A 19,165-nucleotide genomic window follows, 5' to 3' on the forward strand; every position below is an offset into this window, starting at 1 on the left:
ATCATCTCTATTTCATCCTACTTACAGTGATTCAACTTCAGTGAAGTAGGCTCCGCCGGGTTTGCCCTTCGCGCCGTAGAGGTACGTGATCAACTCGGTAGGCCCGGCGGGGAGGTCGATCTCAAAAACGACGCCTTTGCTGCCCGGTTCAACCGGACATTCCTTTTCCTGCCCGGCAATCTGAATTTTGGCGCGCACGGCCTTCACCACGACATCCGCCTCTTTGGGAAGCTGGCGCAGCGTCAGGCGGTATCGCCCGGCCTTTTTCACATCGAGATGCCAAGGCCCCGTCACGCGCGGGAGTTTTTTGATGCTCGAGAAATTCCAGGGCGGATTCCCCTTGGGCATGTACCAGTCCTGCGAACAGAGCACCGCAGGATTCTCGGCAGGGTTTCCGATGTCGATGCAAACCGGCGTCAGCCTAGGCTCAACGGATTTCCAATACGGTTTATACAGCTCCTGCAACTGGACCACCACTTCCGGGTGTTCGGAAGCAACATCCTTGCGTTGTGCCGGATCCGCCTCGATGTCGTAGAGTTCGCGACCGTCGAGCAGGCGCCAGCGCTCGGTCATGACATACGAACCCGTCACGGCTTCGGGGCCATGGGTGAAGCCCGCCCCCCCGTGATACTGCGACACGAGGTGGTCGCGCGCCCAAGGGGCGTTGCGATCCTTCAGCAGAGGGCGCAGCGACACCCCGTCCGAATGATACGACGAAGGGAGAGCAACCCCGCACAGGTCCGCGAGGGTTGGAAGCACATCAACATGTGCGGCCAGCGTCGGAATATCGCGCCCGCCCTCGAGCCCGCCGTTCGGCCAGTAGATAAAAAACGGAACCCGGTGCCCGCCTTCATAAATCGAAGATTTTTTGCCGCGCATCCCAGCGTTGTAGCCCGACAAGGCCTCGGAAGTCTGTCCTTTGAACTTGCCCCCAGTGGCGGTTCCGTTGTCGGTCATGAAAATCAGGATGGTATTGTCGGAAAGGTTTAACGCATCCAGCCGTTCGCGCAGCATCCCGAGGTTGTAATCAAAATTGGCGATCATGCCAAAAAAGTTTGCGAATGGCTTCCACTCCGGATCTTGCTGATAGGGCGCCGACCACTCCTTCCCTACCCGATAAGGACCGTGCGGCGCGTTGAGCGCCAGATACAGAAAGAAGGGCGCTTCTTGGTTCTCTTCAATGAAACGCAGCCCCTCGCTGAAAAACACATCGGTGCAATAGCCCGTGAATTTTTCAAACGTTCCATTACGCTCGAACGTGTCGTCAAAATAGTCGTTGCCCCAATAATCCGACGCCTGCCCGATGCCGCCGCAGCGATGCCAGAGCACATCCTGAAAGCCGCGGTCCTGCGGACGATGCGGCGCGTTATCGCCCAAGTGCCATTTTCCGACCATGCCCGTGACGTAGCCGCTATCCGCAAAAAAGTCGGCGATCGTCTTCTCGTCCGTATGCAGCATCGTCCGCCCGCTGCTCGTGCGATAGGCGCCGTTATGCCCCGGATCACGCCCCGTCATCAGCGCGCCGCGCGTCGGCGTGCAAAACGAACTGACATGAAAGTCGGTAAAGCGAATTGACTGCTCATGCAGCCTATCCAGATTAGGCGTCTTGAGCACCGGGTTGCCGTGGCAACCCAGATCCCCATAGCCCTGATCGTCCGTCAGCACAAAAACAACGTTGGGTTTTGATGCTGCCTGTATCATGGCAACTCCCGACAAACAAAAGCCGAAAAGCAACATCTGGGTTTTCTTTCCCATGTTCATCCTTTAGCGCGCAAAGTCATTATATTGCGATTGCGTCATCCAATGCAGGTCATCCCAGTATTCCGTGTCGTTCGGCTGAGCAACACCGGGAGTGGTGCGGCCTTGAGCAATGATTTCATCGATTCGTGTCGTCAAATGCTGAACGGTTTCAGGATGTGCGGCAGCGATGTTTTTTGTCTCCGCACGGTCTGCCGAAAGATTATAGAGTTCCAGGCCCTTCTTCCTGAAGGGCAGAACCAGCTTCCAGTCGCCCTCGACAATGGCATAGCGCCCATCGTTGCCATGTGCAATCAGCGGCAACCGCTCATAATCCGTGGCTGGATCCAGCAGGACCGAAGCGAAGCTCTGGCTGTCTTCCCCTGCCGTTTCAGGCAGTTCTGCACCGATCAGTTCGGCAAACGTCGCCAGCAGGTCAACCTGACCCACGGTCTTATTCCACTGCCGTCCCGGAGTTGCAATCCCGGCGGGCCAGCGCACAAGGAACGGCACGCGGTGACCGCCTTCATAGACCGATCGCTTGCCTTCCTTCAACGCGCCACGGCTGTCGTGTCCAAACTCCTCGAGGCGGCCCATCCATGATTTTTCCGGGCCGTTATCGCTTGTGAAAACAATCAGCGTGTTTTCATCGATCCCTGACGTTTTAAGGAAGTCGAGGATTCGGCCGATATGATAATCCGTTTCGATCACGAATTCGCCGTACGCCCCCGCCTCGCCTTGGCCGTGGAATTCGGGCAGCGGGCAGACCGGATAGTGCGGCGAAGTGTAGGGTAGATAGAGGAAGAACGGCTTGCCGCTCTTTGCATCGGCAACTTTTCCGCCCACCCACTCGATGGCCTTATCGGTAAAGCGCGTCAGGCACTGGTTATCGATAAAGTCCGGAGCAATCTCGAAATTCGTTTTAACGGTTCGTGTTGGATCCTTGGACTTGCCGGGCTTTGTTTCAAAGGGCGGCATGATGCGGTAATCCATATGCCGTGGGTTTTTCTTTTTGTTCGTATAAACCGTCGGAGGCACCTTGGCATACCGTCCCTCAAACCACGCCAGAATGCCATAGTTCAACGAAGCAGGAATGCCGTAGAAATAGTCAAATCCCTTGTCCAATGGCATATCCTGAACCGGTTGCGACCAGTCGCGGTCTTTCGGCGTTCCCGGGAAATCCATGCCGAGGTGCCACTTGCCCACCATCGCGGTGTGGTAGCCATTTTTCTTGAACAGATTTGCCAGCGTCATTCGCCCGTCGACAATCAGGCATGTATCTTCCGCACCCATCACACCGGTTTTCCGGATGGTGCGCCACGGATAGCGCCCGGTCAACAGGCCATAGCGCGAGGGCGTGCAGACCGAATCCGGGCTGTGGCCACACGTGAAAGCAACGCCCTCGTTTGCCAGACGATCCATATTCGGCGTCTTGAATTTTGCCTCCGGATTCAGCGCGCTGACATCGCCATAGCCCTGATCGTCAGTATAGATCACAATAACGTTTGGCCTGTCCTGAGCCTGTCGAAGTGGTTGTTCCGGTTTTGCATGTGCAGAGAAACCGGCCAGCAGAAGCAACAGCCCTATCAAATGTTTTGTAGAAAACAGTCTCATCTCGTGTCCCTTGTTTTTCCCCGCATTTGGAACCAGTGTACACGATCCACAAAACCTGTGTATCCCTATTTTGAGTGATAGCCTCATAATCGGCACCGAAAAAAAAACATCCTGCTATTGGGAGGCACTGAACCCCTGGTCGTAGACTTTTTTCCCGTCCCGGATGACTGCACGGTTTTTCGCTTCGGCCTTCTGCCGCTGCTGATATTTTTCGATGCGTTTCAGGTCGGTCGGGTTCGGCATAAATCCATCCATATCGGCCCTCGGAAGTTTTTGGAGCTGCGCCTGCCCGGCCTCGATGATGGCAAGCGCTTCGTTGTATTCCGGACTGCCCTTTTCGAGATTGGTCAGGCAAGGGCTCTTTACCGGGCGGTCGAAACTAATCTGCGCGCCCCCAGCCGTGCGGTGATTAAGCACTATTTTGGTGCCGGTCAATTCCTCAACCCGCTTTACCTGCGCTGCCGTAATCGGTGAACGTCCGCACGGATTGTCAGGATAGGCACATTCGTAGACGGGATAGTACGGCGCATTAATATCGAGCCAGGTTACGATCCGAAGCATCTCCTCCAGGGAAAGTGTCACCTTGTGATGGCCTTCGCGCAAAACTTTAATGAGCTTGCTGGGATGCGACCCCCAGGAATAGGCCGGCTGCGTATCCGCCGGGCCCGCGCCCACACAAGTGATGGCTCCCTTTGCCCACAGGTCGATGTAGGATGCATTAAAGGAAACCGCTCGATCGCCAGCAAGCACCAGTTTTTGCGCTCCTTTCTTTCCGAAATCGTGGCACTTGAGGCAATGCTTGTCGAAAATCGGCTGAACCTCACTCATATAACTGAACATGCGTTGCTCGCCAAACCAGCCGTTGAGTTTGGAAGGCGGTCGCTTCAGCGCCAAGACATTGTGGCCTGAAACGGGCGGAGCGTCCTCCACACGATTTTCGTGACAGCCGATACATCCCTGCACTTCGCCGGGCATAATGATGGTTCCGCTGCGCATCGACTGCACCATCATACCATCTTTATCCAAGGCCTGGAAAAAGACGAAACGATCGGACGGCACCTCAAAATAGGCCGAACCATCGGCTTCCACCGGCACCGTGCCGAGGATGCGCTTGCTCTCGAAATTAGTCCAGTTCATGCCGGGTGCCTGCGTGCCCTGGCCTCCCCATTTTCCATGGGTCCAATTCCGTTTTTCGGGCGACTCGACGATGCGCAGGTATTTAATGGAGCCGCGCTCGACGCCTTCCATATGGGTGCCGATGTAGACATTCTGCACATAGAAATGGCCGGTATCCTTGGAGAAATCCAATAGAGAAGGCTTCATGTTCGGGCGGGTGCGCGGCGCGATCGGCATGGGATCGTAGCACCCAGGTGCCTCGGTATGCAGCAGCACCTCGTTGCCAAAAGTATCGACCAGATAGATGCCCATCTGCTCCCCTGCTCCGACCATACACGAAACCAGAAAATACTTTTCGCTGAGCGGATACGGATCTTCATAGCGCGGTCTGACCTGTTTGAAATGGTCGAACCCATAGCCCTTGTCGATCCGTTCCTTCACAAGTTCCACGGCAGAAGCGGGCCACGTGCGAACCACCGGCTCGCGGCCATCAACGCCCTTACTTCGGTCGATAATCGCCAACGCGCCCCAAGGCCGATCGTGACAGGAACCGAAGATGGCCAGGCAAAGCTGCGTTCCGGGAATAATGCGTGCATCGATTACACCGCCCGGAGAGGCCGTGTTGTTGCCCCAGAAAACAGCATGATTGGAACCGTCGGGATTAACCGTCCAAAGCCCCTGCGCATCACCGTAGTTGCGGTCAACGTATTCCCAGCGGTCGTAAAGAATGCGGCCGTCCGGCATCAGGGAGCCGTGTCCTTCAAAAAGCGTGCTTTTGCCGATCTGGTGGATGTTTGCACCGTCGGCATCCATCCGAAAAAGATTGGCCATGATATGGCGGTTGCACATGCAGAACTTCGGTTCGCGTGTCGCGCTGAAGGCGATAGATCCATCCACCAGATAAAACGGATCGATGTCCGAGATTCCAGTGGCGAACGTGAGTTGTCGAAGTCCGGTTCCATCGATATTGATTTCATAAATGTGATAATCGTCGTCGATGCTTTTACGCATCGAAAAGATGATTTTCCCACCGTCGAAACTCAACTCCGGATCGCGTGCAATCCCAGTCGGGCCGGGATCAAAAACGGTGGAGACGTTCCAATCATTGGAAATATCGAGCATCTTCAGCACGCCGGGCGGATCGTACTTGTGCGCATTGATCTCTCCCGCCTGAAAAAGGGTCGCTGTGTTGTGGTGATCCGACTTGTACTGTCTTCGTACCACGAAAAGGATCGGTTGGCCGCTGATCAGCGGGTTCGCCGCCAGAGCCTCGCGCTGGACCTTTTCCAGTTGCGCATCATCGGCGCCTTCCAGCTTTTTAAGATAGTTCCGGCCGTTCGGATAATCATCACCATACGTGGCCATCAAATCCTCTATGGCCGCACGCACCGCCATCCTGTCGGCCTTCATCACCGGCATCGGAACGGCGTTTTTCTTCGCGGCACCTGCACCCAGCGCAATGCCCGACACCCACAACAGAATGATCAACTTCTTCACTGTTTTCTCCATTAGTTCAAAATTGTTCCCGTGGCATAATTTGCTGGGAATATCCGTTTCCCGCTAGAAAAGTTCCAATCAATGGAAGGACGGATTCCTACAACTTAAATCGACGACGGACACGACGGCGAACAGGACAGCCGGGACCGCAAACCTTTACTTTCTCTTACCGCTTTTTCTGTTTTTTGCCGGAGCGGCCTTCGCTTCGCTCGACAGGGTGCGGCGCTGCGCACCGAAGCTGCGGGCATTTGCACCGAAATGGTCGTGATCGCCCAAATCATGCTGCGCCCACTCCGCCAGCTTCATCAACTCGGCCACCGTTTCCGGATGACTGCCCGAAATATCGGTGGTTTCGCCGATATCGGCATCCAGATCGTAAAGCTCTGCCTTCTCAATACGGATGGCATCGGCCTTTGCAATATGGTTTTTCCATTTGGTCGCGATACTGCCCTGCACCGGTTCCGTGTGTGGCAGCATCAGCTTCCACTTGCCGGAGCGCACCGCACGGAGGCAGTCGTGCTGGTAATAGAAATAATTTCGATCCAGCGCAGCCTTCTTGCCGTGCATCAACTCCGAAATATCCACGCCGTCAATCGTACGATCCGACGGAGCCACGCCGCCTGCCAGCTCGGCGAGGGTCGGCATCATGTCGATTGTTGCCGCCACCGCATCGCACTCCGAGCCGGCAGGAATCTTTCCCGGCGCGCGCATAATGCAGGGAACGCGCAGGCCACCCTCCCAACAGCTGGTCTTCCCGCTGCGTAGCGGCTCGGCGTGTCCGCTGTGCTGCTTCTTAATAAGCCAGGGGCCGTTATCGCTGGTGAAAATGATATAGGTATTTTCGTCCAGCCCCAGCTCTCTGACCTTGTCGAGCACACGCCCGACGTTGAAATCCAGCTCTTCAATCACATCACCATACAAGCCGCCCGCCGACTTCCCCTTGAATTCTTCGGATGCAGCCAGTTTGGTGTGTGGCATGGTGTGCGCGAGATAGACGAAAAACGGCGCATCTTTCTTTTCTTCAATGAAGTTGATGGCCTCGTCCGTGTAACGTTTCGTCAAGGTAGACATATCAGTCTTTTGCTCGATCACCTTCGTGCCGCGGATCAGTTTGACATAACTGTCGTTACTGCCGGGCGTGCCGAAATACGTGTCAAAGCCTTGATGCGGTGGCAGCAGCTCCGGTTTGTATCTGGACGGGTTATGCCCCGCCAGATCCCACTTGCCGAACGCGGCCGTTGCATAGCCCTGCTCCTTCAGCACTTCAGCGATGGTGATTTCGGCGAAATGCAACTCGGGATGGATCGAATCGGGATCGCCCTGCCGGGCGAACCGCAACGGGTAGCACCCCGTCATCAATGCGCCGCGCGAAGGGCCGCAGACGGTCTGGGCATAGAAGCTGGTGAAGCGCATACCCTCCTTCGCCATCCGGTCGATACGCGGCGTTTTAATGTCCGGCGACCCATAACAGCCCAAATCCTGATAGCCTTGGTCGTCGGCGAAGATAATAATAAAGTTCGGGTGGCCTTCGGCGGTCTCCGCTTTGCTCCGGCTGTTGGCGGCCAGCTCCGCCCGAGCCGCGCTCATTGCAGCCAGCAGACACACACACCATAAAATTCTACTCATCGTTGTCATTGGGTGAGTCCTTGTTTCTTCCGCTTCTTTTTCTTTTTGTTCGGAATAGCCGGAGCCGAGGGCTTATAGGTTGCCAGCAGCGCCTTCATCTCCTGCACCACTTCCGGGCACTGATTTTAAAGGTTGGCGGCCTAGTTTGCCATCCGCCTCTAAATTGTACAATGTGGGTCAGGATTTTCCTGCAACACGGAGCTTCCATTTTCCGGACCGAACGGCTTCCAACTCATTTCCTTTATAATCCCATAAAAAGCAGTTAACCGCTAATTGACAAGAGATTATAAGAACCAGCGTCTTCATCCATTGGGTTACCCGTGAACTTTTTGAAAAAGAACTTCACTGCTTCATTTTCTAGCTCTTAACAGGTTTGCGTCTTGGGATTTAAAACAAGCTAATCAGCACTGCCAGCGGAAACATAACTTTGGATGGCGTCCATTCCTTTGATTTTCTGATATTCACCGCGGGTTTCCTTGGCGAGTTTGCTGAGTTTAGGATCCTCGGCGGAGCCACTTCCTGCCGGCACAAAATGGATCACATTGATGGAGAATTTATCTTTTTTCTTGCTGATTCCACTGTGCGAGGGCGTTGCGGCCTTTGATTTGGTCTGCGTGTTATCAAAGGCCTCAACCATCATTTCCGGAGAGTAGTTGGCAAAGGTGGTGCCGGAAGGAGGAATTCGCGCTCCGGGAATGTAGGCCCGGACAAGCCCGTTGTTTCCTCTCGCAATCACCCGGGGCGCCTGCCCCTTTGCGCGGCGACGGTCATTCTCCTTCTTGAAGAGCGCTCGAGCCTTCTCCACGTTTTCTTTGTATTTCTGTTGATCGGATTCATCCCAATCCCGATCCCGGGTTCCTGTTTTGTAGCGTAGCTCCGAACCCCAACGACAAGTAAGCAGAAATACTACATCCGCCTGCTGCTTCATGGCTAGAAGCGTCGGCTTGGCCCACCCGCCCGGTGTGCTCTTAAGCGGCTCGACCTTGAAGTCTCCGCTGATTTTAACGCCGCCCGGCCCCAGCGTCTTCGGTCCGTAATCCTTATCACCCATGCCTTTTTTAACGGCATTAAGCGGCTTCAGCCAATCATCCACCTTGGCCACATTGGCTGGTGTTGCCACCACCATATTCGGAAACAAGGTAACTTCACCGCCACCATATACGGCAATATTAAAGAGCACCGTTGAATTCAATCCTTCCAGAATCCGAACGAGCTCGGATTTAATGATGGTATAGGCCGGAATCCCTCCCATGCTGTCGACCATCATAAACGCGGATGCATCCAGAATAATGAAGACCTTCTCACCTCGGCTTTTGATGCCGAACAACGACATTTCCGGCATCGCGAAGCCCACGCCGCCCCCTCCGCCCAAACCATCTGCAGCCGATCCCATGCCGCCTTTGATCCCGGTAATTTCCGGCAACCGTAGATCGGGCATGGTTTGGTTTATTTTGGGCTGCACCAAAATACGTTTGCGCAACTTGGGCTTTTGAGTCTTCTTTTTCTTGAAATTGACCGGAACCTGCAGCTTTTTGAGCTGCATCTTCGGGCGTTTCACTGGTTTCGCCTTAAAAACCTGGTCTTCTTTCGTGATAACCGTGACGGCCACGAACGAAAGGGCCAGCACGATCAATACCGCATGAATGCCCAGACTCACCAGTGCGGCACTTGATTTGGCATGCTTCGCAAAAAACTTTTTTTTCATCGATCAATTCCACTTTTTCAATTTCTGCTTCAACAAAAACACATAATCAAATGTTTCTCAAAGCCTCTTTATGATCAACAAGACCTATTCTTCGAGATAGCCGCTGCAGAAAATAACGTGTCCGAAGAAACGGGATTCGTCATGGAGACCTCATCGCCGAAGCCTGCACGTCTCCTGCTTCATAAAACCAACGACTGCCAAGCCCCATTTTTTATGCATTCCCAGCCCGCCTTTTATTGCCTTCAGTAATCAATTGATAAATCAGTCCTGCCGGATCTTGAGTCGGATGAACTTATCAGGACTATCGGTCAAATACCGGTTGGTGACCAGCTCATAACCATCAACGGCAAGTCCAACCAAAACCTGATCCTGCGCATTTGTGGTGGAGGAAGAATCCACCAAATTCGTTGAATCTATCAGCAAATAGGTCAATCCATCCGCGACATAATCCGAACGGCGGTAATGGACGTATTCAAAGTAATTCGTCCCCCCCTCGACCGCAATACCCACAGACTCTCTGGCCCCAGCATCAGAATTGGCTGGATTCATGCCCAATGCAAATTCCGCCAGGTTGTCGTAGCCGTCACCCAACCCGCCGTTCTCCACGTCGGCACCGGGCAGCGCGTCATCACCCACCAAACCGTAGCCGGATGCCCAGGCGGCATAGTTGTCACCGGATGGCATTTGGATCGTATATCCCACCTGAATGCCACCAATGTTCCAGCGATCCTTGGCATTACCCAGATTCCCGTTCGCCAGAGTAAAGCTGGATACAGCAGCAAATCCCGCAAGCGCTTGAAGGTCGATGACTGCAGGAGAGGATGACTGCTTAAGCCCGTTCGCGGCATTGGCCACGCCGCCCGCGACCACTTTGACCCTGTCGGCAACGTTATTGGCGTTATAAACCGTGACCGACTGGAAAGAAAGAGCCGTAAAATCATCAAGGGTCAGCGTCCCCCCATTGGCCTCAAAATCGACAATCTGGATATTCGAAACCGAATCCACAGATTGCGTTAAGCTTCCATCAAATGTGTTCCACTATCCGCAAGCTTTGCTTCGAGTGCATCAACACTCTGCTGATCTGCTTTCATGACTACTCAAAAGTAGTCGCACTTTATAAAATTTTCGCAATGGGAATGCGCAGCATCACATAATGACCTTCAGGGGCGCATCCTGAAGGCTCGGATTTAGCAGATTTCAGAACCGTCGGTTGATTATCGAAACTGAGTTAGCCACTAGAAAATAAAGTCTCTTGATTGGACAGCAAGCGGTTACTGAGAGGGTGCTCCTAAACTATCACTAAACTCCCTCTGCCATTGCTGCTCTTTCCTTTTCATAGTAATAGTGTTTCAAAGGTTGTGGTTCGAAGTTTGCTCCCACCAGCATCGGGCCGCAGAGTTTAGCGACAATGCCTTATTGAACCGGACTGAAGCGGATGGCCTTGAGGCTGGAGGTCTTACTGTTGCCTTCAAGGCAGGTGACGGCGATCTTGTACTTCCCGGGCGTTGGAAAGTTGACCCAACCGATGGGGAATTTCTGGTAGTTGTGCGAGGAGTTCTGTTCGTTCTGGATATGCTCGCCGCCTTCGACGTTCACGCCCCAAACCAGGCGGCCTTCGCCTGCATAGGTTAGGCTGACGTTGTAGTCGCCCGATTTGATGACATCGACTTCAAAAGTGGCTTTGCCTTCGGGCGTCCAGTTGTGGACATGATGTACGGATTTCCATTCGCCGAATTTTTCCATCCAGCGTTTATGGGAAAGCTCCGCATTCTCGACCTTCGCAAACTCAGCCAGAATTTCGGTTTCTATTTCGGGATCAAGGCCGAAAACCGGATCCACATCCGGTGCACCGGCCAGATCGACTTCAATGACCGACACCAGTTTTTCCGGAGTAACCGTCGGAAGATTAAATATGGTCCAGCCATTGGAAGAGGAGAACTTGATCGATTCCCCCATACCGCCCTTCAGCAACTTGGCTGAAGTGATTTTTGTTTTAAGTCCGGGCAGGTAAAGTTTTCCGGATGTAGGCCACTCAAAAACCGACAGATAGAGTTTTGTTCCCTTGACGGTGACATCGCCCCACGGCAATGCATGTTCCCATGGCGAGGCATCGGTGCAGTAGACCACTTGCGGATAACGGCGGATCCATTCGCCGGATTCGCGCAGGGAGCGGGCGGCGCGTTCCGGCACGGAGCCGTCACCGCGCGGGCCGATGTTGAGCATGTAGGTTCCGCCTCGGCCGACGCAGGCAATCAGACGCCGCAGGATTTCTTTCGGGGTTTTCCAGTATTCGTCATACCAAGCATAGGCCCACGAATCGTTGGTGGTATCGACGCTCTCCCACATGCCCTTCACGTTTTTGTGCGGCACTTCCATGTCGCCGAGTGTTTCGTAGTCGCCCAGATCATGGCCAGCGCGGCCGGAGACGAGCGCATTGGGCTGATTCTTGCGGACGACATCAACAAGCTGCTGCACATATTTCTTCGGCATATTGCCGGGGGTGTCGAACCAAACCAACTCAATCGGACCATACTGTGTGGTAATTTCCTCCACCTGCGGCAGGCATTTCTTCACAAAGTAGTCATCGAACGTCGCGGCCTTCCCGTTTTCATCGACCTGCGGTCCTTTGCCACCGCCAGGGAAGGTCCAGTCCTGGTTGTGAGAATAGTAGAAGCCAAACCCAAGTCCCTCGGCTCGGCATGCATCAGCCAATTCATGCATGGGGTCTTTCGCCCAAGGGGTAGTTTTGGTGATGTTAAAATCGCAGGCATTGGAATCATACATCGCAAAGCCGTCATGGTGCTTGGCGGTAATGACGATGTATTTCATGCCAGCATTCTTGGCCAGTTTGGCGATCGCCTTGGCATCAAACTTTTGCGGATTAAAGGTTCCGGCGAGCTTCTTATATTCAGGGATCGGAATGCCGGCCATGCGCGGATTCATAATCCATTCCCCGATACCATAGTAGGTTTTACCATCCACCTTGTTACCCAACTGGGAATAAAGTCCCCAGTGAATAAACATGGCATAGTTTCCGTCATTGAACAGCTGGCCGCGTTCGGCATTTTCAGCCCGAAGTTTAACGGTGCTTTCACCCCACATTTCGTTCATACCCTGCTCGGCAATCACACCCTGCATGACAAAAATCCCCAACAATCAAGTAATCAGTATCTTTTTCATAACATCTCCGTCCTGTGCCTGTATTGCAGGCACACAAGACTCATCTCATTTCTAATGTATTCAAAATAAAGCGACTCATTTCCACTTGATCTCAGCTTCCCATTTGTCTGTATCCACCCAAACGCTGGCATGCTCAAATTCCCGTGTAAATTCCCAGAGGTCAGGATGGGTGCGCGTATATTTACCCAGCGGTTTGCCCAGCGGCTTGTGGAATTCGGGATAGTGTTCCAGCGGCCCGGTCGTCAGCCCCCAACCCCAGCTCCACTGAAAGTAGGAATAAGGCTGCGCGCCGATCAGATAGAGCGACAAATAGAATTCCAGCTGCTCCTTCGACAGCTCGGCCCACTTCTTCTTGTGGTTCAACTTGCCCGTCCGTCCGGCTTCCAGCAACAACGAGCCGGACTCCGGTTCCGCGCCGAACCGATAAATACAAATCTTGCCCGCATCGGCGATTTTTTCCATCAACTGCCAATCCTCCAGCAGCTTTTCCTTCGTGTGGGTGACCGTGCGATTGTAATGCTCGAACATGAAGGCATCCGAGACGTCAAAAACTTGATCAATGTGCGCTCCGTTGTTGGCCAACAGAATCTTATCCGACCCGATTTTAGCCTTCAACTGCGCCATCATATCCGCTACGCCGTCCACAACAGCCTGAGAGTTGGTCGATCCATGCAACCATGCCCATCCGTGCATCTGGTCGATAAAAATACCATCAGCACCGGTCTGAAGAACCATCTCTGCCGCTGAATCGGACCACCAGCTGCGCATCTCGGGATTAAGAACGTTGTAGCCGTAAAGACCACGCTTCTGCGCCGGCTTGCCGGTTTTCGGATCGGAGACCAGATAGGCTTTCATTTCCGGATACTGACTGATCTGATCAGCCGTCAGCATTTGCGTATAGCGGGTAAACGGATAAGCCAACGCCGCATTGAGGTAACCCAACACAACAATCTCCGGCTTTAACTTTTTAAAAGCTCTGGCTTCATGCTCCAAGCCCAGCACGGCATCCCCGAACGGCTTAAGTCCATGATTCTTTTCAATACAGATAAAATCCGATTCAGCAGCGATTTTCCTGGTCTCGGAATCCTGCAGCAGCCGGTCATCATGCGCGAACATCATGTAAACAGGAACCTTGTCCCAGGAGAATGCCGGATAATGCTTCGGCGCTTCAAAAGGCACTCCACTCGTTGTAACCAACGAGTCGGCTTGATTATCCCGAACGCTAGCCAGACAAAATGTGCTCATTCCCAATACTATTGTCACAAACTTTTTCATCATGATGGTCGTCTCACTTAATTTTGATTCATTTCCCGCGCACGCCGCCTCCGGTTATCTCAGGTTACAGTGACGATGCACCGCCGGTCAGGATGGCACGGTAGAACCGTTTCTCTTCGGTTGCGAGTGCGGGATCACTGATCAGATTGGTGGTTGAACCGGCCTGGCCGGCTATGCCGGTGGAGAGGTCGACCCTCTTCTTTAAACACACAAACAGAAAGGCTTTGCCCTACTCCAGTTGCTCGATCAATATACGCGCTCCATAAAACCTGCCTATCCCACTTATTTGGGATGTAGAGGACAGAACAACCCCTGATTATGTTCAAAAAAAGCAATCCATCACTTATTCTTCTTGCGCCTTCTTTTACCCTTAGAAGCCTCGGTTTTTGTGTCCAAAGGAGCCTTATATGAACTCAGGCTTAGAAGCCCGCCCGGCAGCCCCGTCACTCGTATTTCGGGGATAATGGAGACGGAATGGTATTTTTTGGCAAATGCTTCCGACTGAGCCATGGTTTCAGGAACATCTAAACCGCACGGCATCTTCCGCTACTACTTTTTCGTACGCAAACCGATCAGAGAAAGATTGATCGGGATAATCCCCATTTTCAGTGCGGGAGATCCCGGCTTAAACCTAAAGTCACCATTTTTCGGGTCAACGAACAACGGGTCTACCGCCCGGCTGTTGGCGTCTATGCCATCATCCTGCAGTTTCTCTAAAACATCTTCACCGATGTCCCGATCCTCTCTGCAGTAATAGATATTATAATCGGAGTCGATGTCTTTCATCCGTGCCGTTTCCCGACCTCGGCTGTCCTCGCCGACGTTTCCTTTTCCATCTCCCGGTTCAGAGATAAAGGTGCATCCTACCTCAGTTGAATAGAATATATTTCACAAATTGCTCGCGCCCGAGGAGGGCCCTTCGACGATTTTCAGATACGTACCCCGCGGTACGATAACATCGGCGATGATATTGTTTTCAAAGCGATTATTCAGTTTCAGCGTCATCCCCTGCGATTTGCATTTATAGATTAGATTTTCAGCAATGAGGGCATCCATTTGTCCGCCGTCCGTCCGCATCCCACCTTGCTTCCCCGTTTTGGCGACCAAATGGTGGACATAGTTACGGCGAATCACATTGCCCGGACCAGTACCGCGAATGTAGATGCCATTGCCATCTCCCAATATTTGTATCGCGTTATGGATCTCATTGTATTCGATAAGGTTATTACGGGTATGCAGATAGGGACGGATATCATCCAACTCCGGATTTTGCGGCACGTTTTCAACTTCATGCCATCGGATAGAACTGCTTGATTCGCGCTTATTCTGTTTCACAAAAAAGCGGGTAACGATACCGGAAACAATCATACCCGAATAATTGGTATGATGAATCAGATTATTAGCCACCCGATTCTCCCCGCTCTGGCACAGGAAAATTCCTGGGGACTGCCAATAGATTTCTCCGACATGATGAATATGGTTGTTGTAGACGAGATTCTTTTTATTTACGTCCTTTGTGCCGGGACCATATCCGCAAAGAAAGATGCCGGCTCCGCCCATATATTCAATATGGTTGCCGGAAATCTCGTTATTCATTCCATGCAGATCCACCCGAATCGCACTGCTGCCACTGTGTTGAAAATGGCACTGTTCAATCACGCAATGTTCGGCCCCGCGCAAGCGAACCATGGCATTATCCTTATCGAACATATCCCAGTCGTGCTGCGTCCCTGCATCGTCTTTATTTAATGTATAACGTTCACCGTGCTTAAACGTGAGACCGCGGAATCACAGGTTACGTACGGGTATGTCCTTCGGCCCTTCTTTATCAATCGAGCCTTCCACACGAATCAGCTCGAAAAGGGTCGGTGCCACCACCGGCGTTTTGCCCCGGGGCCAGAGATAAACCATCTGCTCCTTCGTATTGAGGACCCATTCCCCCGGCTCATCGAGTTCCTCCAACACATTCTCAAGCCAAACTCCGAGTTTGCTGATCGCATACGTTGCGTTGATAGACGTACGTGCAATCCCTTTCTTTTCATCCACCGACGCCAGCGGCAATACATTCATCGTCCAATCACGAGTGGGACGAACCATTATTTCTACATCGGCAACATTCGGCCAATCTTTCAACTTACCCTCTGGAAAACGAAGCAGATTGCTTTTACTGCCCTTCAACGCAGCAAAACGTTCCGACTGTGCCCGTGGCAGCATCCCGTCGTTGTCATAGAGGGTCAGGAATCGATCCGAAACCTTCGCCTCCCAGATTTTTCCCTGTGCCTCCTGTGGCAACCCGGGCAGCTTGCCGGACACCCTTTTCCAACCCTTGATTTCCTTACCGGAACTGAACACCGGGTTTTCACCTGGATACGCCGCATACGTTACGGTTGATTCGCCGACCCCGGAATCCTCCAATCCAAACATTACCGTTTTTTCCAACCGATACATGCCCTCACGAACCAGAACAACGATGTCCTCCATCTTCTGTTTCTTCAATACCCGAACCGCGTCACGCACCCGTTCCAACGTCGCAAAGGGACCATCCGTCCCCTGAGCATCAGGGGCGGCCAATGTGCCAGACCATTGATCAGAACCCTTCGGCGACACATAGAAATCCGCGTCCATCTCAGCAGCTCGGCATACACCGCCCGCTATCATGACCAACATTAAAATCAAAAACATCTTCATTTAAAACTTTCTATATTTTTGAAACCAAACGCTCAACCACCATACTCCAGGGCACCTACCGGATCACCGTGGCCCCCGCGTCGCTCGCGCGCCCATCAGCCCGTACCGCGGCGACCTTGAGCGTCATCTGATCGATCTGTTTCAGGTCGGAGGCTTTGTAAACAAAATCGGTGCCTTTGATATTTGAGGCGATCAGCTCATAGTCCGGCGCATTGCCCACCGCGCGGTACAGGTTGTACGACGCGGCATCCGCGCTGCCGGTCCAGGATAGCTCGATCTGACTCTTCACATCCTTGTCGACCTTCAGGTTTGAAGGCGCGATGACTGGAATACAGACCGGGATATCGGTGACCACAACGATCTGGCCTTTGGTGGTTTTGATACCGATTAGGTCGCTGCCCTTGGCAGCGAAGTCTACCGACTTCCCCTCTGGGGTCATAATCACAGCCTTGGCAACGTTGGGGTATCTCAACTTCAAGGTACCTCCCGCTTTGGACAACACTTCCAGTCGGCTGGCGTGACCGTCGGACCACTGCACGGAGACCTCGAAGTTACCTCGCGCCAGGATGCCGGAGTAGCTGCCCTCCGACCATGCCGCGGGCAACGCGGGCAACGGGGCCACTACGTGGTCCTGGCTCTGCAGGAGCATTTCAGCAACCCCGGCTGTGGCGCCGTAGTTCGCGTCTGCCTGGAAAAGCGGGTCGCCACGATGGTCGTTGAACAGGTTGTGCATGTAGTTGCCTTCTAACAAATCTTTGTAGTAAGCGTAGGCCTCTTCGCCGTCGTGAACCCGGGCCAACATGGCGATTCTCTCCGCGCGCGCCCAGCCGATATTGGAGCTGCGGGTACGCAGGGTCAGGGTTGTCTTGGCGGCATCGAGCCAGGCTGGCGTCGAGTCGTTGATCAATTGGCCCGGATACAACCCGAGCATCATGGAGGCGTGCCGGTGGTGGGGATCGAGGGCCTTGTTGGCGTCGCAGTAGTATTCTTCCTGACGGAATTCCTTAATTTGTCCCGACTTGCCGATCTGGATCGGGTCGAGAAGCGGGAGCTGCGTTTCATAGATGTCCAGTCGCTTATCAGACCGGCCCAGAATCTTGGCTGCCGTCAAGGTGTTGTGATGGTTTTCATAGAACATCTGCTGATCGAACGTGGTCCCGACGGTATTTCGGAGTTTTTGTTCCGGGGATGAGGAGGGATCGGCCAACAGGAAGCCATCAACGTCCTTCACGAACCGGGACACAAAGTTGGCCTGTTCGTACATTACGGGATACACGGTGTCCGCCAGCAGGGACTCATCCCGCGTGTAGTCGTAGTAGTCCCAGAACATCTGGGCGATCCAAGACCCCGTACCAAAGCCGGCAACGGGTGATTTTCCGGTAACATTGTACGGATTGGTCCAGAACGGTCCGGACCAGCCGTTGTCTCTACTCTTGTCGAGCTGCGCGGGGTTGTACTGCTTGATGTACTGAGTGGCGTACTGTCGCTGCCGATGGACGAAGACGTTAAAGAAGCCTACATAGGACTCGAACAGTTCGGGCAGGTTGGCGCAGAAGGCGGGCGCGTAGGCCATCTGGACGTTCGTGTCGTGCAGGTACTGGGACGACCACGGCGGCCTTGCATAGACGTTCCAGATCCCCTGAAGGTGGGGCGGGAGCGTGCCTGCTCTGGAGGAGCAGATCAGCATGTAGCGCCCGAACTGGAACGCGAGTTCTTCTAGGTATCGGCTGGAGGCACCGGCGGGATAGGCATCGACCAGCTCGTCGGTGGGAATCGCCGGTTCAGCGGCGCCGAGGTCGAGGCTTACCCGGTCGTAAAGTTCGGTGTAGTCAGCCTGATGGTTTGCCAGCAACTCCTCATAGGACTTCGCCGCCGCATCAGCCAGGTAGCCGGTCACCTTGGCGTGGGGATCGGGAAAACCCTTGAGCTTGTCGGCGGCTGCAGTCGTCAGGAACACCTGTGGGTCGAACTTGTAGTTGGTTCCGACCGCGATCAGAATCACTGCACTGTCGGCATTGGAAACGGTGATGGTGTCATTGCCGGAGGATGCTTTCATCTTGCCACCCTTAGGGATGACCTTGAACTGGCCCTCAAACTTTATGTTGAAATAACTCATGACACCGGAGAGTGTGATCGTGTCGCCCTTCGCCGAGACAGAGCCTGATTTGCCAGTGCCCAAAAAGGGGATGGTCGGGCGCAAGGTGAACGACAATGTTCCCGCCTTCGACGCGCTCAGACGGATCGCCATCACCTTGTCAGGGTAGCTGGTGAAATACTCCCTCGAATACTTCACACCGCCCTGCTCATAATTCACGGTCGAGATGCCTTTATTGAGGTCGAGCTCCCGGGTGTAGCTGCTGGTTTTGGTATGATCAAAATCAATGTAAACCTCGGCAAAGTTGTTCAGCCCCCTGCGTTTAAGTCCTTTATCGGATCCCCAGTCGTACAGGCTGTTCTCGGTGATCTGGATTCTGTCCGAATCCGTTCGACCGAACACGTTGACCCCCATGTAGCCATTCCCCATAGGGATCGAATCGTTGACCCAACCGGCATCGCTGTCCGGAGCAGGCTTGTTGTACCAGAGCCGCATTGCGCTTTGCTCCACCGCCGTAGCCTCCGGAGTGAGATGCATACCCGTCAGTAAGGACACGGTTAAAACAGTTGTCATTAAATTGCGTATAAACATAATTCCTCCATAAAACTCTCTTAGACCCGATGTCCCAAAGG

General features: G+C 53.5%; 10 protein-coding genes and 1 pseudogene. All 11 read right to left on the reverse strand.

The features are described from left to right. Window positions 1-21 precede the first annotated feature (21 nt). Complete coding sequence (locus SCARR_RS08715) at window positions 22-1,701, reverse strand: arylsulfatase (RefSeq protein ID WP_222846225.1); 1,680 nt, start codon at window positions 1,699-1,701, stop codon at window positions 22-24. A 63-nt stretch (window positions 1,702-1,764) separates the two neighbouring features. Further along, on the reverse strand, window positions 1,765-3,234 hold the full coding sequence (locus tag SCARR_RS08720) for a sulfatase family protein (RefSeq protein WP_222846226.1): 1,470 nt from the start codon (window positions 3,232-3,234) through the stop codon (window positions 1,765-1,767). Between the two features lie 231 nt (window positions 3,235-3,465). Next, window positions 3,466-5,964 (reverse strand): HzsA-related protein, encoded by a 2,499-nt coding sequence (locus tag SCARR_RS08725; protein WP_136061135.1) that lies wholly within the window; start codon window positions 5,962-5,964, stop codon window positions 3,466-3,468. Window positions 5,965-6,120: 156 nt separating this feature from the next. Beyond that, the gene (locus tag SCARR_RS08730; protein ID WP_222846227.1) at window positions 6,121-7,590 is read right to left on the reverse strand and encodes a sulfatase family protein; all 1,470 of its coding nucleotides are present in this window, start codon (window positions 7,588-7,590) and stop codon (window positions 6,121-6,123) included. 397 nt (window positions 7,591-7,987) lie between these two features. Then, complete coding sequence (locus SCARR_RS08735) at window positions 7,988-9,295, reverse strand: vWA domain-containing protein (RefSeq protein ID WP_136061137.1); 1,308 nt, start codon at window positions 9,293-9,295, stop codon at window positions 7,988-7,990. Window positions 9,296-9,556: 261 nt separating this feature from the next. Beyond that, window positions 9,557-10,300 carry a hypothetical protein gene (locus tag SCARR_RS08740; RefSeq protein WP_136061139.1) on the reverse strand — a complete coding sequence of 248 codons (744 nt, stop codon included), beginning with the start codon at window positions 10,298-10,300 and terminating at the stop codon, window positions 9,557-9,559. Between the two features lie 408 nt (window positions 10,301-10,708). Then, the gene (locus SCARR_RS08745; protein ID WP_222846228.1) at window positions 10,709-12,433 is read right to left on the reverse strand and encodes an alpha-L-fucosidase; all 1,725 of its coding nucleotides are present in this window, start codon (window positions 12,431-12,433) and stop codon (window positions 10,709-10,711) included. Between the two features lie 117 nt (window positions 12,434-12,550). Further along, window positions 12,551-13,720, reverse strand: coding sequence for a putative glycoside hydrolase (locus tag SCARR_RS08750; RefSeq protein ID WP_168433148.1), 1,170 nt, complete (start codon window positions 13,718-13,720; stop codon window positions 12,551-12,553). A gap of 94 nt (window positions 13,721-13,814) precedes the next feature. Continuing rightward, window positions 13,815-13,961: a hypothetical protein gene (locus tag SCARR_RS28110; protein ID WP_168433150.1), complete on the reverse strand. Its 147-nt coding sequence runs from the start codon at window positions 13,959-13,961 to the stop codon at window positions 13,815-13,817. 338 nt (window positions 13,962-14,299) lie between these two features. Beyond that, window positions 14,300-16,438, reverse strand: a pseudogene (locus SCARR_RS29255) (right-handed parallel beta-helix repeat-containing protein). Between the two features lie 55 nt (window positions 16,439-16,493). Continuing rightward, complete coding sequence (locus SCARR_RS08760) at window positions 16,494-19,124, reverse strand: glycoside hydrolase family 95 protein (protein WP_136061142.1); 2,631 nt, start codon at window positions 19,122-19,124, stop codon at window positions 16,494-16,496. Between the last annotated feature and the right edge of the window lie 41 nt (window positions 19,125-19,165).

It is taken from the genome of Pontiella sulfatireligans (assembly GCF_900890705.1).
Lineage (GTDB): Bacteria > Verrucomicrobiota > Kiritimatiellia > Kiritimatiellales > Pontiellaceae > Pontiella > Pontiella sulfatireligans.

Coding starts and splice junctions, on each gene's coding strand:
- SCARR_RS08715 (WP_222846225.1), bottom strand. CDS start 1,701: ATGATACAGGCAGCATCAAAACCCAACGTTGTTTTTGTGCTGACGGAC.
- SCARR_RS08730 (WP_222846227.1), bottom strand. CDS start 7,590: ATGAGTAGAATTTTATGGTGTGTGTGTCTGCTGGCTGCAATGAGCGCG.
- SCARR_RS08735 (WP_136061137.1), bottom strand. CDS start 9,295: ATGAAAAAAAAGTTTTTTGCGAAGCATGCCAAATCAAGTGCCGCACTG.
- SCARR_RS08745 (WP_222846228.1), bottom strand. CDS start 12,433: ATGCAGGGTGTGATTGCCGAGCAGGGTATGAACGAAATGTGGGGTGAA.
- SCARR_RS08750 (WP_168433148.1), bottom strand. CDS start 13,720: ATGAGCACATTTTGTCTGGCTAGCGTTCGGGATAATCAAGCCGACTCG.
- SCARR_RS08760 (WP_136061142.1), bottom strand. CDS start 19,124: ATGTTTATACGCAATTTAATGACAACTGTTTTAACCGTGTCCTTACTG.